Consider the following 17,553-nt stretch of genomic DNA (forward strand, 5'->3'; position numbering starts at 1 on the left):
GAGGTGACGCAGGTGGTGACGCTCAGCGCTCCGAACGCTCAGGACTGTGTGGCTCTCGCCGAGATCGAACTGTGCGGCGAGCTCATGATCGCGGCGGCGGACGCGATCGAGGACCGGCTCAGTTCCGACCGTATCGACGAGGTGCTCAACGTCGGGACGGACACCGCCGCCGAGCCGGCGCCGACGATTCCCCGCCAGGCACGCCACCGAGGGTGACGTCTGCCCTCGCGGATCTCAGGTGCGCAGGAGGCGGGCGATCGCCTTCGTGGCCTCCTCGACCTTCGCGTCGATCTCGTCGCCGCCCTTGACGGCGGCGTCCGCGACGCAGTGGCGCAAATGCTCCTCCAGGAGCTGGAGCGCGAACGACTGCAGGGCCTTGGTGGAGGCCGAGACCTGGGTGAGTATGTCGATGCAGTAGACGTCCTCGTCCACCATCCGCTGGAGGCCGCGGATCTGGCCCTCGATGCGGCGCAGGCGCTTGAGGTGCTCGTCCTTCTGGTGGTGGTAGCCGTGGATACCGCGGTCGTGGTCGGTGACGACCGCGTCCGTACCGGCTGCCCCGTCGGCCTCGGTGGTGGTCATGGAGTCCTCCCGTTGTCCTCTTGGCCTGCGGTGAGCGTGCCGTTCTGTGACCTCTGTATACCCCTGCCGGGTATATCGTACCGAATCCAGCCGAAACGTGACCGGGGGTCCGTGCTGATCACTGTGCCCGATGCGCGACACTGAAGAACGCCGGTTAGCCGTGGCCGGATGATGCGCCTAGCATCAGCCTGACCGAATCCAAAGCACCCCGAGGACCCCACGTGCGCTTTCGTCTGACCCCCAGGGAGACGAGCTTCTACGACATGTTTTCCGCGTCCGCGGACAACATCGTCACGGGCTCGAAACTCCTGATGGAACTGCTCGGGGCGGATTCTGCCTCCCGAGTCGAGATCGCGGAGCGTATGCGGGCAGCGGAGCACGCGGGGGACGATGCCACCCACGCGATCTTCCACCAGCTGAACTCCTCCTTCATCACGCCGTTCGACCGCGAGGACATCTACAACCTCGCCTCGTCGCTCGACGACATCATGGACTTCATGGAGGAGGCCGTCGACCTGGTCGTGCTGTACCAGATCGACGAGCTCCCGAAGGGTGTCGAGCAGCAGATCGAGGTGCTGGCCAGAGCGGCGGAGCTGACCGCCGAGGCCATGCCGAGTCTGCGGACCATGGACAACCTCACCGAGTACTGGATCGAGGTCAACCGTCTGGAGAACCAGGCCGACCAGATCCACCGCAAGCTGCTGGCGCACCTGTTCAACGGCAAGTACGACGCCATGGACGTGCTCAAGCTCAAGCAGATCGTGGATGTGCTGGAAGAGGCGGCTGACGCGTTCGAGCACGTCGCCAACACCGTGGAGACCATCGCGGTCAAGGAGTCCTGAACCTCGTGGACACCTTTGCGCTGATCGTGACCATCGGTGTCGCGCTCGGCTTCACGTATACGAACGGCTTCCACGACTCGGCGAACGCCATCGCCACCTCGGTCTCCACCCGGGCGCTGACCCCGCGTGCGGCTCTGGCGATGGCCGCTGTGATGAACCTCGCCGGCGCCTTCCTGGGCCAGGGGGTCGCCAAGACCGTCAGCGAAGGTCTGATCGCCACGCCCGAGGGCCAGAAGGGGATGGGAATCCTCTTCGCGGCGCTGGTCGGCGCGATCATCTGGAACCTGATCACCTGGTACTACGGCCTCCCGTCCTCGTCCTCGCATGCCCTGTTCGGCGGCATGGTGGGCGCGGCGCTGGCCGGCGGGACGATGGTGCACTGGGACGGCGTGCTGTCCAAGATCGTCATCCCGATGTTCCTGTCGCCCGTCATCGGCCTGGTCGTCGGCTATCTGGTGATGGTCGGGATCATGTGGATATTCCGGAAGACCAACCCGCACAAGGCCAAGCGCGGCTTCCGGATCGCACAGACGGTCTCGGCTGCGGGCATGGCGCTCGGTCACGGTCTGCAGGACGCCCAGAAGACGATGGGCATCGTGGTGATGGCGCTGGTCATCGCCGACGTCGAGGGCCCGAACGACGAGATCCCGGTCTGGGTGAAGATCGCCTGTGCGGCGATGCTGTCCCTCGGGACGTACGCGGGCGGGTGGCGCATCATGCGGACGCTCGGCCGCAAGATCATCGAGCTGGACCCGCCGCAGGGCTTCGCGGCCGAGACCACCGGCGCCTCGATCATGTTCGGCTCGGCGTTCCTCTTCCACGCCCCGATCTCCACGACTCACGTCATCACCTCGGCGATCATGGGTGTCGGCGCGACGAAGCGTGTGAACGCGGTGCGCTGGGGAGTGGCCAAGAACATCATCCTGGGGTGGTTCATCACGATGCCCGCGGCGGCGCTGGTCGCCGCGGCGAGCTATGGGATCGTCGTGCTGCTCTTCGGCTGACGGCCGGGCCGCGAACGGCCCGGCCATCGGTCCGGGAATGGGTCCGCCCCTGCTCTCCTGTGGAGAGCGGGGGCGGACCCTTTGCCTTGTGGTGGCACCGCCATGCAGCACCCCAAGGCCGTCTGTGGCCGAACGGAGGCCTAGCCGAAGCGGCCCGAGATGTAGTCCTCGGTCGCCTGCACCGACGGGTTGGAGAAGATCCGCTCCGTCTCGTCGATCTCTATGAGCCGGCCGGGCTTGCCGACCGCCGCGAGGTTGAAGAAGGCCGTACGGTCCGAGACACGTGCCGCCTGCTGCATGTTGTGCGTCACGATGACGATCGTGAAGCGTTCCTTCAGCTCGCCGATCAGGTCCTCGATGGCGAGCGTCGAGATCGGGTCGAGTGCCGAGCAGGGCTCGTCCATCAGGAGCACCTGCGGCTCGACGGCGATCGCGCGGGCGATGCAGAGGCGCTGCTGCTGACCGCCGGAGAGGCCGGAGCCCGGCTTGTTCAGGCGGTCCTTGACCTCGTTCCAGAGGTTGGCGCCCTTGAGGGACTTCTCGACGATGTCCGACAGCTGGCTCTTGCGGTACGAGCCGTTCAGCCGCAGGCCCGCCGCGACGTTGTCGAAGATCGACATGGTCGGGAAGGGGTTCGGGCGCTGGAAGACCATGCCGACCGTGCGGCGCACGGTGACGGGGTCGACCCCGGTGCCGTAGAGGTTCTCGTCGTCCAGCAGCACCTTGCCCTCGACGCGGCCGCCGGGGGTGACCTCGTGCATGCGGTTCAGGGTGCGCAGGAAGGTGGACTTGCCGCAGCCGGACGGGCCGATGAAGGCGGTCACGGAGCGGGGTTCCACGGTCATCGAGATGTCCTCGATGGCCTTGTGGGAGCCGTAGTAGGCGGTGAGTCCGCCGACGTCGATGCGCTTGGCCATGTGAATCACTGCTTCTTTCGGGTCGCTGATGGCCGCGTCAGCGACCGGTCTTCGGGGCCTTCCAGCGGGCGATGCCGCGGGCCACGAGATTGAGGATCATGACGAAGGCGATCAGCACCAGGGCGGCTGCCCAGGCCCGGTCGTAGGAGGCGGCCTCGCCGATCTTGTACTGCTCGTAGATGTAGAACGGCAGCGAGGACTGGGCGCCTTCGAAGGGGTTCGTGTTGATCAGCTGGCTGCCGAAGACCAGCAGGATGATCGGCGCGGTCTCACCGGCGATGCGGGCGATGGCCAGCATGACGCCGGTGGTGATGCCGCCGATCGCGGTCGGCAGGACCACCTTCAGGATGGTGCGCCACTTGGGGATGCCCAGGGCGAGGGAGGCCTCGCGGAGCTCGTTGGGGACGAGCTTGAGCATCTCCTCGGTGGAGCGGACCACGACCGGGATCATCAGGATGGTCAGGGCCAGGGCGCCCATCAGACCGGACGGCTCGATGTCCGCGATCAGCATGATCGACAGGATGAAGAGGCCGGCCACGATGGACGGGATGCCCGTCATCACGTCGACGAAGAAGGTGACGGCGCGGGCGAGCGCGCCCTTTCCGTACTCCACCAGGTAGACCGCGGTCAGCAGGCCGAGCGGTGCGGAGATCACCGTGGCGATCCCGACCTGCTCCAGGGTGCCGATCAGCGCGTGGTAGACGCCGCCGCTGGCCTCGGAGCCGAGGACGCCGGCCATCGAGTGGGTGAGGAAGTAGCCGTCGAGCCGCTCCGAGCCGCGGCTGATCGTCGTCCAGAGCAGCGAGGCGAGCGGGACGACGGCGACCAGGAAGCAGACCCAGACGATGCTGGTGGCGAGGCGGTCCTTGGCCTGGCGCTTGTTCTCGACGACGGTGGTCGCCACGTACGAGATGGCCAGGAAGAGCAGCGCCGCGATCAGGCCCCACTGGACGCGGCTGTGCCAGCCGGCGGCCGTGCTGATGCCGATCGACAGCGCGATCGAGACGGCGGCGAAGCCCAGCGGTGCCCACCGGGGGAGGCTGCGGCTGCTGAGGCCGGACGGGCGCGGTTCCGGCGAGGTGCGCGGACGCTGGTCCTGGACGCCGGTGGTGGTTGCGTGGCTCATGCGTTGGCCCCCGAGTACTCCTTGCGGCGGGCGATGATGAGCCGGGCCGCGCCGTTGACCAGCAGGGTGAGGACGAAGAGGACGAGGCCCGAGGCGATCAGGGCGTCGCGGCCGAAGGCGTCGGCCTCGCCGAACTTCGCGGCGATGTTCTGGGCGAAGGTGCCCCCACCCGGGTTGAGCACGTGCAGCGAGATGAGGAAGCTCGGCGACAGGACGGTGGCGACGGCCATCGTCTCGCCGAGCGCGCGGCCCAGGCCGAGCATCGAGGCGGAGATGATGCCGGAGCGGCCGAACGGGAGGACCGAGAGGCGGATGACCTCCCAGCGCGTGGCGCCGAGGGCGAGCGCGGCCTCCTCGTTCATCTTCGGGACCTGGAGGAAGACCTCGCGGCTGACGCTGGTCACGATCGGCAGGATCATGATCGCGAGCAGGATGCCGACGGTGAAGAGCGAGCGCGCGACACCGACCTCGGTCTTCTCGAAGATGTAGGTCCAGCCGAAGAACTGGTCGAGCCAGAGGTTCAGGCCCTCCAGATACGGCACGAGGACGAGCGCGCCCCAGATGCCGTAGACGATGCTGGGCACGGCGGCGAGCAGGTCGACGACGTACGCGATCGGGGCGGCCAGCTTGCGCGGCGCGTAGTGCGAGATGAAGAGGGCGATGCCGACAGCGATCGGAACCGCGATGACCATCGCGATGATCGAGCTGACGACGGTGCCGAAGAGCAGGACCGCGATGCCGAAGACCGGCGGGTCTCCTGCGGGGTTCCAGTCGAAGGTGGTGAGGAAGTTCCCTTCGTCCTTCGAGATGGCTATCGCGGCCCGGTAGCTGAGGAACACGGCGATAGAGGCCATGATCACGAGCAGCAGAATGCCCGAACCCCGTGAGAGGCCCAGGAAGATCTTGTCGCCTGCGCGTCCGGTCGAGCCTGCGCGCTGTGGTTTGGCCGGCGGGGCCGGTGGGATGTCGATCGGTGTGGTGGAAGCCATGATCTTTCCGGTCTGTGTGGGGGAGCTGGCGCTCCCCTGGCGGCGGTGCACCGGATGGGATGGGTGGCCGGGGCGGTCCGGAGGGGTGTTCCGGACCGCCCCCGCCCTGTGCGTCGTGCGGCCCGTGGTTACGAGAGGGCGCTGATGGTCTCGCGGACCTTGGCGTTGATCTCGGCCGGGATCGGGGCGTAACCGGCGTCCGTCAGTACCTTCTGGCCCTCGTCGGAGGCGGTGTAGGTCAGGAAGGACTTGACCGTGCCGAGGGTCTCGGCCTTGTTGCCGGCGTCGCAGACGACCTCGTAGGTCACCAGGACGATCGGGTAGGCACCCTCGGCCTTGGTGGTGTAGTCGAGGTCGAGCGCCAGGTCCTTGCCGGTGCCCTTGACCTTGGCGGCGGCGATGGCCTTGGAGGCGTTCTCCGAGGTGGCCTTCACCGGGGTGGCGCCACCGGTGTTGATGTCCACCGTGGTGATGTCCTGCGAGGAGGCGTACGAGAGCTCGAAGTAACCGATCGAGCCGTCGACGGCCTTCACCTGCGAGGCGACACCGGAGGAGCCGGACGCGGCCTGGCCACCGGGGGCGGGCCACTTCTTCTCGGCCTCGTACTTCCAGTCGCTCGGGGCCGCGGCGTTCAGGTACTTGCCGAGGTTCTGCGTGGTGCCGGAGTCCTCGGAGCGGTGGAAGGCCTGGATCGCCTTGTCCGGGAGCTTGACGCCCTCGTTGAGCTTGGCGATCGCCTGGTCGTTCCAGTTCTTGATCTTCGAGTCGAAGATCTTGGCCAGCGTGGAGGCGTCCAGCGTCAGGCTGTCGACACCCTCGAGGTGGAAGCCGATCGCGATCGGGCCGCCGACCATCGGGAGGTTGATGCCCTGACCGGAGGTGCAGATCTTCTTGGAGTCCGCGACCTCTTCGGGCTTCAGCGCCGAGTCGGAGCCGGCGAAGCCGACGGTGCCCTGGTTGAAGGCGACGATGCCCTCGCCGGAGGAGGAGGAGTTGTAGTTGATCTCCACGCCCGAGCAGGCGGCCATGTAGTTCTTGACCCAGAGGTCCATCGCGTTCTTCTGGGCGCTGGACCCGGAGGCACGAAGCTGGCCCTCGGCGCCGTCACACTTGATGTCGGACGCGGCGGCGCTCGTCTTGCTGCCGCCCTCCGTGTCGGTGCCGGTGTTGTTGTCCGAACCGCACGCCGTGAGGACCAGGGCGCCGGAGACGGCGAGGGCACCGAGCGCGGTGGCACGAAGCCGGTTCTTGCGCTGAAGCTTCACTTTCGGGGTGTTCCTTCCAGGAGCCGCCGCGGTCGTAGGTGTGTGGCGGCGTGCGATGAGGAAAGGTGCGGTGGCTTGGTGCCGTGCACCGTGTACGTCCGAAATTAGGCAGAACAGGTGAAGCGGCCTACGGGGCAGAGTGAACGGAAGGTGAACCGTGCTGGGCGGGCTGGTTCTGCGGCGCGGCGCGGTGGTCCGGGGGCGCGGAGCTGCCCCTGAGCGGGGGCCGGGGCAGCCGGCGGCCACCGGCCGGGCCGCGCCCGGAGACCGCGGCCCGGGTCATGTCCGCAGGTCACGGCCCTGGGCCGGGTGTCCGCAGGCGCGGGGCGCCGGGCGAGCTCAGGCGTAGGGCAGGTCCAGGCGCCGGGCGAGCTGAGGCGTAGGGCAGGTCCAGGTGCCGGGCCGGCTGAGGCGTCGGGTGGGCGAAGGGGTTGGGCCGGCTCCGTGGGTGGGCGAAGGTGCCGGGTGGTGTCAGGCGTCGGGCGTGGAACGCAGGAACGCGTCCAGCTGGATGCGGTCGTCCGGGCGGGAGAGGCGGGCCCGGGCGGTGTCGGGGGAGAGCCACTCCAGCCGGTCGACCTCGTGGTTGGGCACGAAGGCGCCGTCGGCTGCCTCCGCCTCCCAGTAGCTGACCTCCTTCGGCCGGCCGTTCGCCAGGTAGAAGGCCGTCGGCAGCGCCGCTCCCGGCACGCAGTGGTGGCCCGTCTCCTCCAGCACCTCGCGCAGGGCGGCCTCCCTCGCCGTCTCGCCGCGCTTCAGCTTCCCCTTGGGGAAGGACCAGTCGTCGTAGCGGGGCCGGTGGACCAGGCAGATCTCCAGGGCCCCGCTCTCCGGGGCCCGGCGCCACAGCACGCAGCCGGCCGCCAGGACGGTGCCGCCGCTCATGGCGCGGTCACGGCCGCCGCGTACGGCCAGGTCTCCCGGAACACGCTGCGCGCCGCCTCCACCTCGTGCCGCTGGTCGGCGTGGAGCACCCCCAGGGCGTACGCCGTCGCCGGGGCGATGCGCGGGGTGCGGGCCGCGTCCGCCGCCGCCGCGGCGGCCTCGGCCGCGTCCCGGTGCAGGTCGAGCGCGTGGCCGGGGCCGGTGAGTGCCGGGTCGGCTCCGCCCCGTACGACCTCGTGGGCGTATCTGTGCAGCCGGAGCAGCAGGCGGGCCTGGTGCCAGAGGGCGTCGTGGGCCTCGTTGTACGGCTCGGCCGACTCGTCGGGCGGCAGCGCGGCCACCGCGTCCAGCATCCGCTGTTCGGCCAGCTCGGCGGGGCTGTGCAGCACTTCGGACGCGGGTTCGGCCGCCGTGGCCGAGAGCGGGACCTCCGAGGCGAGCAGGGCCACGGCGTCGGCGACGGCGTGGAAGCGGGAGGAGCCCAGCGCCTGGAGCGCCGCCGAGTGGGCGCGGGTCCTGGCGAGGGTGAGCCGGCGCTCCAGCAGGGCTCCGGCCCTGGCCGCGCCGACGCCGAGCGCCGCGCGCTCCTTGGCGCTCTCGGCCGAGGCGTCCCCCGGGGTCCGGGCCGCGGGGAGGGCGGCGCCGGAGAGCTGGTGCAGGGCCTCCAGCAGCCGGCCGAGCCGGGTGGCGTACGCGTGCTCCCGGGCCAGGGTGCCGGAGAGCCAGGCCAGTTCCGTGCGGAGCTGGTCGGCCCAGGCGGGTTCGAGCGCCCCCCGGAAGGTGTGCAGTGTGCCGCTGATGCGGCGGGCCGCGCGGCGCAGGGTGCGGGCCGCCTCGTCGGCACCCTGGGTGCCGGCGTCGGCCGGGGCGTTGTGCTCGCCGTGCAGCCGCAGTCCCCGAAGGAAGGAGGCGGCCTGTTCGCGCAGGTAGGGCGCGAGGACCGCTTCCGCGGAGAGCGTCGTCGTCGAGTGGTCAGGGCGTCGCACGCCGGCGCCTCCGGGCGTCAATGAGCATCTCTTGTACGTGCCGCAGCGGCTGGCCGTCCGCGTCCGTGGAGTGCCTGGTCCAGTTTCCGTCGGGGCCCAGGTGCCAGGAGGAGGTCGTGTCGGACATGCCTGTTTCCAGGAGCCTGCTGAGCGCGGCGCGATGCGCGGGATCGGTGACGCGGACCAGTGCTTCGATCCGACGGTCGAGGTTGCGGTGCATCATGTCGGCGCTGCCGAACCAGACTTCGGGCTCGCCTCCGTTGCCGAAGGCGAAGACCCGGGAGTGTTCGAGGAAGCGGCCCAGTATCGACCGGACCCTGATGTTCTCGGAGAGGCCGCTGACGCCGGGGCGGATCGCGCAGATGCCGCGTACCCAGATGTCGACCTGCACACCGGCCTGCCCTGCCCGGTAGCAGGCGTCGATGATCGCTTCGTCGACCATCGAGTTGACCTTGATGCGGACGTAGGCGGGCCGTCCCGCGCGGTGGTGGGTGATCTCCTTGTTGATACGGGCGATCAGTCCGTCGCGCAGGGACTTCGGGGCGACCAGCAGCCGGCGGTAGGTCTCGCGGCGGGAGTAGCCGGAGAGCCGGTTGAAGAGGTCGGAGAGGTCCGCGCCGACCTGCGGGTCGGCGGTGAGCAGGCCGAGGTCCTCGTACAGCCGGGCCGTCTTGGGGTGGTAGTTGCCGGTGCCGACGTGGGAGTAGCGGCGCAGGGTGTCGCCCTCCTGACGGACGACCAGCGACAGCTTGCAGTGGGTCTTGAGCCCGACGAGGCCGTAGACGACGTGGCAGCCGGACTCCTCCAGCTTGCGGGCCCACTTGATGTTGGCCTGCTCGTCGAAGCGCGCCTTGATCTCGACGAGCACGAGGACCTGCTTGCCGGACTCGGCGGCGTCGATCAGGGCGTCGACTATCGGGGAGTCGCCCGAAGTCCTGTACAGCGTCTGCTTGATGGCGAGGACGTCCGGGTCGCCCGCAGCCTGCTCCAGGAAGGCCTGGACGGAGGTGGAGAAGGAGTCGTACGGGTGGTGCAGCAGCACGTCGCGCTCGCGCAGGGCGGCGAAGATGTCGGGCGCGGACGCGGACTCGACCTCGGCGAGGTCGCGGTGGGTGCCGGCGATGAACTTGGGGTACTTCAGCTCGGGCCGGTCCAGCGAGGCGATGCCGAACAGTCCGGTGAGGTCGAGCGGGCCCGGCAGCGGGTAGAGCTCGGTCTCGGAGATCTTCAGCTCGCGCACGAGCAGGTCCAGGACGTACGGGTCGATGGACTCCTCGACCTCCAGGCGGACCGGCGGGCCGAAGCGGCGCCGCATGAGCTCCTTCTCCAGGGCCTGGAGGAGGTTCTCGGCGTCGTCCTCCTCGACCTCCAGGTCCTCGTTCCTGGTGACCCGGAACATGTGGTGGGCGAGGACCTCCATGCCCGGGAAGAGCTCTTCGAGGTGCGCCGCGATGATGTCCTCTATCGGGACGTAGCGCTGCGGGGACGCCTCCAGGAAGCGGGTGAGCAGCGGCGGCACCTTGACGCGGGCGAAGTGCCGGTGGCCGCTGACCGGGTTGCGCACGACGACGGCGAGGTTGAGCGACAGCCCCGAGATGTACGGGAACGGGTGCGCGGGGTCGACGGCCAGCGGGGTCAGGACGGGGAAGACCCGCTGACGGAAGAAGGTGAAGAGGCGGGCCTGTTCCTTCTCGGTCAGGTCGGGCCAGCGGACCAGCTGGATGCCCTCGTCGGACAGGGCGGGCGCGACGTCCTGCTGGTAGCAGGCGGCGTGCCGGGCCATGAGCTCCCGGGAGCGGGTCCAGATCAGGTCGAGGACCTCGCGGGGCTGGAGCCCGGACGCGGACCGGGTGGCGACGCCGGTCGCGATGCGGCGCTTGAGGCCGGCGACGCGGACCATGAAGAACTCGTCCAGGTTCGAGGCGAAGATCGCCAGGAAATTAGCCCGTTCGAGTAGAGGTGTGGCCGGGTCCTCCGCGAGTTCCAGCACCCGTTCGTTGAATGCGAGCCAACTGCGTTCCCGGTCCAGGAACCGGCCGTGCGGCAGCTCGTCGCCGTCCGCCTCGGGCTCGTAGGCGTCGGCGTCGTTGTCCAGATCGGGGTCGAGATCGGCTGCTGTGGACAGGCCGGCTGGCACCGAGCCCGCCACGGCGTGCGGCCGGTGCGCGGCGAGCGAGCCGACCGACGGCTGGGCGGGCTGGACCGGGACCTCGGAGCTGGGCTGCTGGCTCATGGACCTATTCTTCCGCGTGTTCGGCTCAACAGGCGCGTCGGAGCCGTTAAAGATCGCGGAAGGAGCGGGGCCGGTCCCCGGACCGGGGCCTCTCGCGTTGCGGGGGGTGGGCACAGCTGGCTGCATCCCGTGAGGGTCGCAAGCCCGTCTGAATGGCCGGTAACGATGACATGACGTACAGGAAGCGGTGTGACTGCGAGGCCGTCCCGGTCCCACGGTGCCCGCCCCCCTGCCCGGACTCCCCCCGGGGCCCGGACAGGGGTGGCGGGTCAGCCGTGGAGACGGCGCAGGACGCGGAAGGCGACCGCGAGGGCCACGGCGGCGAGGACGAGCACGATGCCGGTCTCGACGAGCTGGAGGGGCCAGAGGTGAGAGCTCGGGTGGTATTCGGTGAACGTGCCGATGATGTCGTGATCGGCCAGGCACCGGTTTTCCTGAAGATCGTCGATGCGCGGCCAGCACACGTCCATGGGCAGCCGGCGGCCGTCGCTGGTGAGGCGGCCGACGTCGACCACCCAGGCGTCGAGCGGCACGCCGGAGGGCTTGACGCCCTCGGAGTTCTCGGTCCGCAGGGGCCAGAGGCTCTCCCGGAGGAGGTTGAGCACCACCATCACCGTGCCGGTGACGACGGTGGCCACCGACATCGCGGCCACCGTGCGGTGCACCAGCAGGCCCGTGAGTGTGCCCACGGTGATGCCGAGCAGCGTGTAGCCGATGACCGCGGGGACTGTCGCGACGAAGACCGGACCGTCGAACCAGTCGACCGAGAAGTCGGTGGCCGTCCGTGTCTGTGCCCAGCTGAGGACGGCGGACAGCACGGTCACGCCCGCGACGAGCAGGACGGCGGGCACGGCCAGCTTGGCCGCCAGCCAGCGGGCGGGCGTCACGGACTGGGTCCAGGCCACGCGGTAGGTGCCGCTCTCCAGCTCCCTGGCGATCAGCGGCCCGGCGACGAAGGCACTGATGATCGCGGGCAGGACGGTCAGAGCCAGGGCGGCGTACATGAGCACGCTGCCGAACAGGGACATCGACGCGTTGAAGTCCACGATCCGCTGGTCGCACTCGGGGCCGGAGACGCCTGAGGCCTCGCAGTCGCCGGCGTCGAAGCTGTCGATGAGATGGGACGTCCACAGTGCGAAGCCGATGAGGGCGACGGCCGCGGCCAGCGCGAGGAGGCCGGCGATACGCAGGGTGCTTCGGTGCTGCCGTACGACGACGCGTGCGGGGCCGCGCAGCTCGGTGAGGGTGCTCATGCGGGGACCGCCGTTCCGGGAGGTGCGAAGGACGCGCTCGGGGTGAGCAGCGCGGGGGCTTCGGGGGAGCGGAGGTGGGCGAGCAGGAGTTCCTCCAGCGAAGGCACCGTGACGTCCCAGGCGGCGGGGTCCACGGGGCCCTCCTTCCGTACGAGTGCGGTGAGCTGACGCCCCGTTGTGCGCGACTCGACGACCGTGTGCGGCGCGAGGTCGCGGACCTGGCCTGTGACCAGAGCGTGCGCGGCGACGATGTCCTCGCTCTCACCGCCCAGCCGTATCCGGCCGCCGTCGACGAGAAGGAGGTAGTCGCAGGAGCCCTCCAGCTCGGTGAGGATGTGCGAGGACATCACGATGGTGGTCCCGTGTTCGAGTGCCTCGGCCATGAGCACGCCCATCAGCTGGTGGCGGGCGAGCGGGTCGAGGTCGGCCATCGGCTCGTCCAGCAGCATCAGTTCGGGTCGCTTGCCCAGCGCGAGAGCGAGAGCGAGGCGGGTGCGCTGGCCGCCCGACAGGGAGCGCACCTTGGCGTCCTGGGGGAGTGGGCCGGCAATCCGGTCGGCGGTCGCCCGGTCCCAGGTGGCGGGGTTGAGCTCGGCCCCGGCCCACAGGGTGTCGGCCACGGTGAGCTGCGGGTACAGCGGCTTCTCCTGTGCCACGTAGGCGATGCGGGGGCGGGCTTCGGCGGGCGTGGTGCCGAGCACCCGCACCGAGCCCTCGGTGGGCCGGAGCAGGCCCGCGGCGAGGGCGAGCAGGGTGGACTTCCCCGCGCCGTTGGGCCCGACCATGGCGCAGATGCGTCCGGCGGGCAGCCGGAACGAGCAGTCGCGCAGCGCCCACCCGCGCCTTCGCCCGTACGTCATGCCGAGGCCGTTCGCCTCGATCGCGGCGCCTGTCATCAGTGCTGGTCCCCCTTGTATGTGCTGTCCAGTACGTCGGTGAAGAGCGCGCTCGCGTCGTCCTTGTCCAGTCCGGCGGCACGGGCCCTGCGGGTCCACTCGGCGAGCTCGGCGCGCAGCGGCTGGTCGGTGGTGAGCGCGGCGCTGCCGAGGGTGCGGCGGACGAAGGTGCCGAGGCCGCGGCGGGCCTCGACGAGCCCTTCGCGCTCCAGCTCGCGGTAGGCCTTGAGCACGGTGTTCGGGTTGATCGCCGTGGCCTCGACGACCTCGCGGGCCGTGGGCAGCCGGTCGCCCGGCTCCAGCACTCCGAGGCGGAGCGCCTGCTTGGTCTGCTGCACGATCTGGAGGTAGGTGGCGACGCCGCTGCGCCGGTCGATGCGGAACTCGACCGCTGCGGACTCTGCCATGTTCACCACCCTTTCACTAATTGAGTAGTGAAAGGGTGACGTAAGGAAGGGGCGGCGTCAAGTGACGCCGCCCCTGGCCGTGTTGAGGAGTCCTCAGGACTCCGTGCGGTACATCAGGTCGACCTCGTGCGTGGCGAAGCCCATCCGCTCGTACACCGACAGGGCCGCCGGGTTGTCGGCGTCCACGTAGAGCATCGCCGTGGGCAGGCCCTGGGCGGCCAGGTGGCGCAGACCGATCGCGGTGAGCGCCTTGCCGAGGCCGCCACCCTGGGCGTCGGGGAGGATGCCGACGACGTACACCTCGCCGAGCTCCTCCTCGGCGTGCGTCTTCGTCCAGTGGAAGCCGATGATGGCGCCGTCGCGCTCGGCCAGGAAGAAGCCCTTCGGGTCGAACCAGGGCTCGGCCTTGCGGTCGTCCAGGTCCCGCTGGGTGAGGGAGCCCTGCTCGGGGTGGTGGGCGAAGGCCGCGCTGTTCACGGCGAGCCAGGCCTCGTCGTCCTGGCCCGGCACGAAGGTGCGCACGGTGACGCCCGGCGGGAGGACCGGCTCGGCGATGTCGAGGTCGGTCAACGGGCGGCGGAGCTGGCGCAGTTCGCGGAAGAGCGAGAGTCCGAGGACCTGTGCGAGATGCCGGGCGGCCGACTTGCCGCCGTGCGCCCAGACCCGCAGCCGCTTCCCGGTCGCGGCGAGCAGGGCGGCACCGAGCGCCCGGCCGTGGCCCCTGCCGCGGTGGGAGGGGTGCACGACCAGCTCGGCCGCGGGGGCCTCCACGGGGTCGGTGTCCTCCAGCTGCGCGTATCCGGCCAGTACGCCGTCGACGGTGAGCAGGAAATGCCTGACGCCCGCACGGTGCCCGCCCCGCAGTTGCAGCCGCCCCTGCTCGGAGACGGCCTGCCGGCCGTCGGCGTCGGCGGCCTCGCCGAGAAGGGCGAGGACGGCGTCGGCCTGCTCGGGGGTGAGCGCGTCGAGGGTCTCGATCTCGCGCCCGGGGGAGGGGAGGGGTGCGTCAGTCGTCATGGTGACGAGCGTACGGCGCGGGGGCGCCCGGCCGGGGCCCGTCCGCTTCGGTCCGGGGCGCGGATGCCCCTATATGTGCGTCCTGAGGGGTGAACACCCCTTTCTGAGGGTGCGGCAACCAGTTCGTAACCCCGGACATCTGTCGCGCTACGCGCGTTGACTCTAGGCTGCGGCTGGCGTGTTATCACCACCCATCACCTTCCGCTGAACTCACAAGGGGACCGATGTCAGCGACTCCACAGAAGAACCGTGCGTCCCGGCGGGTGCTCGCCGCCGCGGCGGGGCTGGCCACCGTGGGCGCGCTCGTCGCCGCGATGCCGGCCGGCGCCCATGACCGCGGCCACGGCCACGGCCACCCGTCCCGCACCGTCGACGTGCAACTGCTCTCCTTCAACGACCTGCACGGCAACCTGGAGCCGCCGGCCGGTTCCGCCGGTTCGGTCAGCGAGACGCAGCCCGACGGCACGGTGAAGTCGGTCCCTGCCGGTGGCGTCGAGTACCTCGCGACCTCGCTGCGCACCGCGCGCAAGGGCCACGCGTACTCCGTCACGGCGGCCGGTGGCGACATGGTGGGCGCGAGCCCGCTGCTGTCGGGGCTCTTCCACGACGAGCCCACCATCGAGGCGCTCAACGGGCTCGACCTCGACGTGACGGCCGTCGGCAACCACGAGTTCGACGAGGGGGCCACGGAGCTCGCCCGTCTCCAGAACGGTGGCTGCCACCCGGTCGAGGGCTGCTACGAGGAGGGCAAGAAGTTCAAGGGCGCTGACTTCCCGTACCTCGCGGCGAACGTGACGAGCGAGAAGACCGGCAAGCCGATCCTCAAGCCGTACACGGTCTGGAAGAAGAACGGCGTCAAGATCGGCTTCATCGGGGTGACCCTGGAGGGCACGCCGAACATCGTCACGGCCAACGGCGTCAAGGGCCTGAAGTTCCACGACGAGATCGAGACGGTCAACAAGTACGCCAAGGAGCTGGACCGCCAGGGCGTCAAGTCCATCGTCGCGCTGATCCACGAGGGCGGCGCCCCGGCCTCCTCCTCGTACAACTACGACTGCGACAGCCCGGGCGCCGGCGACGGCATCTCCGGCCCGATCGTCGACATCGCCAAGGGCATCACGCCGAAGGTCGACGCCCTGGTCACCGGCCACACCCACCAGGCGTACGTGTGCACGGTGCCGGACCCGTCGGGTCAGCCGCGCATGGTCACCTCGGCGTCGTCGTTCGGGAAGATCTACACGGACACGACCCTCACCTACGACCGCCGCACCAAGGACATCGTGCGTACGTCGGTGGAGTCGGCGAACCACATCGTCAGCCGTGACCAGGCCAAGGCCACCGACATGACGGCCCTGATCGCCCGCTGGAACACACTCGCCGCCCCCATCGCGAGCCGTCCCCAGGGCTACATCTCCGCCGACATCAACGGCCGCGGCTCCACGGCCCCCGAGAAGCCGCTCGGCAACCTGATCGCCGACGCCCAGCTGGAGGGCCTGGCCCCCGCCGACAAGGGCGGCGCGGTCGTCGCGTTCATGAACCCGGGCGGTATCCGCTCCGACCTGGTGTACGCGGCGTCGGGCAGCGAGGGCGACGGCGTGGTGACGTACGGCGAGGCGTTCACCGTCCAGCCGTTCACCAACATGATGAACGTCGTCGACCTGACCGGCGCGCAGCTGGTGACCGCGCTCCAGCAGCAGGTCAGCGGCTCCAACGCGGCCTCGCCGAAGATCCTCCAGGTCTCGAAGGGCCTCACCTACACGCTGGACATGACGAAGGCGGGCGCCGACCGTGTGGTCGCCTCCTCGGTCCTGCTGAACGGTGAGCCGATCGACCCGGCGAAGACGTACCGCGTCGCGATGAACGAGTTCCTCGCGGGCGGCGGCGACGGCTTCGCCGCCCTCGGCCAGGGCACGAACAAGCTGGTCGGCCCGTCCGACCTGGATCTGTTCAACGCCTACCTGGCGGCCCACTCCACGGCCTCGGCCCCGCTGGCCCCGCCGGCCACGGACCGGATCACGGTCGTGCAGTAGCGGAACGGGTGACGACGGGCGGGGCGGTGGGCCGGGAGGCTCACCGCCCCGTTTCCGTCGGCCGCGCGGGGCAGGCCCTGTTCCGCGTTTGATGAGTACCCGTCATAATTCCGGAGCCATTCCCCCACGGCCTCCGGAGGCATGTCCCCATGAGCCCGCACACCACCACCCGCCGAAGCCTGCTCACCGGCTCGCTCGCCGTCACCGCCGGAATCCTCCTCGGAGGGACGCCCGCCGGTGCCGCCTCCCGCGCGGCCCGCGGCACCCAGGACTGGATGGGCGGCATCCCCGACGCCACCCCGCTGCGACGCCTCACGATCCCGGGGACGCACAACTCCGGTGCGCGCTACGGCGGTCCCTGGACGGCGTGCCAGAACACCACGGTGGCCCAGCAGCTCGACAGCGGCATCCGCTTCCTCGACGTACGCTGCCGGATCAGCGGCGACGCGTACGCCATCCACCACGGGGCGTCGTACCAGAACCTGAACTTCGACGACGTGCTGGGCGCCTGCCGGGACTTCCTGGCCGGGCACCCGTCCGAGACCGTGCTGATGCGGGTCAAGCAGGAGTACTCGGAGGAGAGCGACGCCGCGTTCCGGCGGATCTTCGACATCTACCTCGACAGCAAGGGCTGGCGCCCGCTCCTCCGCCTCGATTCCACGCTCCCGGACCTGGGCGCGGCCCGGGGGAAGGTCGTGCTGCTCGCCGACAACGGGGGCCTGCCGGGAGTGCGGTACGCCGACTCCGCGCTCTTCGACATCCAGGACGACTACATGGCGGAGCCGTTCGCCAAGTACCCGAAGATCGAGGCGCAGTTCCGCAAGGCCGCCCAGCAGCCCGGCAAGCTGTTCATGAACTACGTGAGCACGGCGGCGCTGCTGCCGCCCCGCTGGAACTCCGACCGGCTCAACCCGCAGGTGCACGCGTTCCTCGACGGGGCGGAGGCGTCGGGCTGGACCGGGCTGGGGATCGTCCCGCTCGACTTCCCGGCGACCCGCTCCGGCCTGGTGGAGTCGCTGATCCGCCACAACCCGGCGGTCTGAGCCCCGCTCACTGCCCCGGTGGCGGCCGAGGTGGCACACTTGCGTTTCTTTCGAATTGTGCGATGCTGTGGAGACCCT

At 70.0% G+C, this 17,553-nt stretch carries 17 protein-coding genes; 5 read left to right on the forward strand and 12 right to left on the reverse strand.

Features of this window, described 5'->3' with window-relative positions; genetic code table 11:
• Nucleotides 1-3 precede the first annotated feature (3 nt).
• Nucleotides 4-216 (forward strand): hypothetical protein, encoded by a 213-nt coding sequence (locus AMK10_RS00150; RefSeq protein WP_198959595.1) that lies wholly within the window; start codon nucleotides 4-6, stop codon nucleotides 214-216.
• An 18-nt stretch (nucleotides 217-234) separates the two neighbouring features.
• Here AMK10_RS00150 and AMK10_RS00155 read toward each other — a convergent pair whose 3' ends face one another.
• The gene (locus AMK10_RS00155) at nucleotides 235-582 is read right to left on the reverse strand and encodes a metal-sensitive transcriptional regulator (protein WP_073743489.1); all 348 of its coding nucleotides are present in this window, start codon (nucleotides 580-582) and stop codon (nucleotides 235-237) included.
• A 221-nt stretch (nucleotides 583-803) separates the two neighbouring features.
• Between AMK10_RS00155 and AMK10_RS00160 the strand changes: the two genes are divergently transcribed.
• The gene (locus AMK10_RS00160; protein WP_073743490.1) at nucleotides 804-1,424 is read left to right on the forward strand and encodes a DUF47 domain-containing protein; all 621 of its coding nucleotides are present in this window, start codon (nucleotides 804-806) and stop codon (nucleotides 1,422-1,424) included.
• Nucleotides 1,425-1,429: 5 nt separating this feature from the next.
• Entirely contained in the window at nucleotides 1,430-2,428 is a 999-nt protein-coding gene (locus tag AMK10_RS00165; protein ID WP_073743491.1) for an inorganic phosphate transporter, read from the forward strand.
• Nucleotides 2,429-2,568: 140 nt separating this feature from the next.
• On the opposite strand, the gene pstB is transcribed toward AMK10_RS00165, so the two are convergent.
• The 11 genes from pstB to mshD form a co-directional block, all read right to left on the reverse strand.
• On the reverse strand, nucleotides 2,569-3,345 hold the full coding sequence (pstB, locus tag AMK10_RS00170) for a phosphate ABC transporter ATP-binding protein PstB (RefSeq protein WP_073743492.1): 777 nt from the start codon (nucleotides 3,343-3,345) through the stop codon (nucleotides 2,569-2,571).
• A 37-nt stretch (nucleotides 3,346-3,382) separates the two neighbouring features.
• A complete protein-coding gene (gene pstA / locus AMK10_RS00175; protein WP_073743493.1) occupies nucleotides 3,383-4,471 on the reverse strand; it encodes a phosphate ABC transporter permease PstA in 1,089 nt (362 codons plus the stop codon).
• On the reverse strand, nucleotides 4,468-5,460 hold the full coding sequence (gene pstC, locus AMK10_RS00180; protein ID WP_073743494.1) for a phosphate ABC transporter permease subunit PstC: 993 nt from the start codon (nucleotides 5,458-5,460) through the stop codon (nucleotides 4,468-4,470). The genes pstA and pstC overlap by 4 nt, the downstream gene beginning before the upstream one ends.
• Before the next feature lie 128 nt (nucleotides 5,461-5,588).
• Complete coding sequence (gene pstS / locus AMK10_RS00185; protein WP_073743495.1) at nucleotides 5,589-6,725, reverse strand: phosphate ABC transporter substrate-binding protein PstS; 1,137 nt, start codon at nucleotides 6,723-6,725, stop codon at nucleotides 5,589-5,591.
• A 471-nt stretch (nucleotides 6,726-7,196) separates the two neighbouring features.
• Nucleotides 7,197-7,610 carry an NUDIX hydrolase gene (locus AMK10_RS00190; protein WP_073743496.1) on the reverse strand — a complete coding sequence of 138 codons (414 nt, stop codon included), beginning with the start codon at nucleotides 7,608-7,610 and terminating at the stop codon, nucleotides 7,197-7,199.
• Entirely contained in the window at nucleotides 7,607-8,596 is a 990-nt protein-coding gene (locus tag AMK10_RS00195) for a CHAD domain-containing protein (protein ID WP_073745901.1), read from the reverse strand. The genes AMK10_RS00190 and AMK10_RS00195 overlap by 4 nt, the downstream gene beginning before the upstream one ends.
• Nucleotides 8,583-10,829 (reverse strand): RNA degradosome polyphosphate kinase, encoded by a 2,247-nt coding sequence (locus AMK10_RS00200; RefSeq protein ID WP_073743497.1) that lies wholly within the window; start codon nucleotides 10,827-10,829, stop codon nucleotides 8,583-8,585. Before AMK10_RS00200 ends, AMK10_RS00195 begins: the two co-directional genes overlap by 14 nt.
• 269 nt (nucleotides 10,830-11,098) lie before the next feature.
• Nucleotides 11,099-12,082 carry a hypothetical protein gene (locus AMK10_RS00205; protein WP_073743499.1) on the reverse strand — a complete coding sequence of 328 codons (984 nt, stop codon included), beginning with the start codon at nucleotides 12,080-12,082 and terminating at the stop codon, nucleotides 11,099-11,101.
• Nucleotides 12,079-12,978, reverse strand: a complete 900-nt coding sequence (locus AMK10_RS00210) for an ABC transporter ATP-binding protein (RefSeq protein WP_073743501.1) — start codon at nucleotides 12,976-12,978, stop codon at nucleotides 12,079-12,081. Before AMK10_RS00210 ends, AMK10_RS00205 begins: the two co-directional genes overlap by 4 nt.
• Nucleotides 12,978-13,385, reverse strand: a complete 408-nt coding sequence (locus tag AMK10_RS00215) for a GntR family transcriptional regulator (RefSeq protein WP_073745903.1) — start codon at nucleotides 13,383-13,385, stop codon at nucleotides 12,978-12,980. The genes AMK10_RS00210 and AMK10_RS00215 overlap by 1 nt, the downstream gene beginning before the upstream one ends.
• A gap of 93 nt (nucleotides 13,386-13,478) precedes the next feature.
• Complete coding sequence (gene mshD, locus AMK10_RS00220) at nucleotides 13,479-14,402, reverse strand: mycothiol synthase (protein ID WP_073743503.1); 924 nt, start codon at nucleotides 14,400-14,402, stop codon at nucleotides 13,479-13,481.
• 224 nt (nucleotides 14,403-14,626) lie between these two features.
• On the opposite strand from mshD, the gene AMK10_RS00225 reads away from it, so the two are divergent.
• Nucleotides 14,627-16,432 carry a bifunctional metallophosphatase/5'-nucleotidase gene (locus AMK10_RS00225; protein WP_073743505.1) on the forward strand — a complete coding sequence of 602 codons (1,806 nt, stop codon included), beginning with the start codon at nucleotides 14,627-14,629 and terminating at the stop codon, nucleotides 16,430-16,432.
• Nucleotides 16,433-16,581: 149 nt separating this feature from the next.
• Entirely contained in the window at nucleotides 16,582-17,475 is an 894-nt protein-coding gene (locus tag AMK10_RS00230) for a phosphatidylinositol-specific phospholipase C (protein WP_073743507.1), read from the forward strand.
• Nucleotides 17,476-17,553: the final 78 nt, after the last annotated feature.

It is taken from the genome of Streptomyces sp. CB02058, from assembly GCF_001905505.1.
GTDB lineage: Bacteria > Actinomycetota > Actinomycetes > Streptomycetales > Streptomycetaceae > Streptomyces.

What these genes read in the sequence shown, in the direction of transcription:
- AMK10_RS00225 (WP_073743505.1), top strand. Translation starts at nt 14,627, where the DNA reads ATGTCAGCGACTCCACAGAAGAACCGTGCGTCCCGGCGGGTGCTCGCC.
- AMK10_RS00215 (WP_073745903.1), bottom strand. Translation starts at nt 13,385, where the DNA reads ATGGCAGAGTCCGCAGCGGTCGAGTTCCGCATCGACCGGCGCAGCGGC.
- AMK10_RS00200 (WP_073743497.1), bottom strand. Translation starts at nt 10,829, where the DNA reads ATGAGCCAGCAGCCCAGCTCCGAGGTCCCGGTCCAGCCCGCCCAGCCG.
- mshD (WP_073743503.1), bottom strand. Translation starts at nt 14,402, where the DNA reads ATGACGACTGACGCACCCCTCCCCTCCCCCGGGCGCGAGATCGAGACC.
- AMK10_RS00230 (WP_073743507.1), top strand. Translation starts at nt 16,582, where the DNA reads ATGAGCCCGCACACCACCACCCGCCGAAGCCTGCTCACCGGCTCGCTC.
- AMK10_RS00210 (WP_073743501.1), bottom strand. Translation starts at nt 12,978, where the DNA reads ATGACAGGCGCCGCGATCGAGGCGAACGGCCTCGGCATGACGTACGGG.
- pstA (WP_073743493.1), bottom strand. Translation starts at nt 4,471, where the DNA reads ATGAGCCACGCAACCACCACCGGCGTCCAGGACCAGCGTCCGCGCACC.
- AMK10_RS00205 (WP_073743499.1), bottom strand. Translation starts at nt 12,082, where the DNA reads ATGAGCACCCTCACCGAGCTGCGCGGCCCCGCACGCGTCGTCGTACGG.
- pstB (WP_073743492.1), bottom strand. Translation starts at nt 3,345, where the DNA reads ATGGCCAAGCGCATCGACGTCGGCGGACTCACCGCCTACTACGGCTCC.
- pstC (WP_073743494.1), bottom strand. Translation starts at nt 5,460, where the DNA reads ATGGCTTCCACCACACCGATCGACATCCCACCGGCCCCGCCGGCCAAA.
- AMK10_RS00190 (WP_073743496.1), bottom strand. Translation starts at nt 7,610, where the DNA reads ATGAGCGGCGGCACCGTCCTGGCGGCCGGCTGCGTGCTGTGGCGCCGG.
- AMK10_RS00155 (WP_073743489.1), bottom strand. Translation starts at nt 582, where the DNA reads ATGACCACCACCGAGGCCGACGGGGCAGCCGGTACGGACGCGGTCGTC.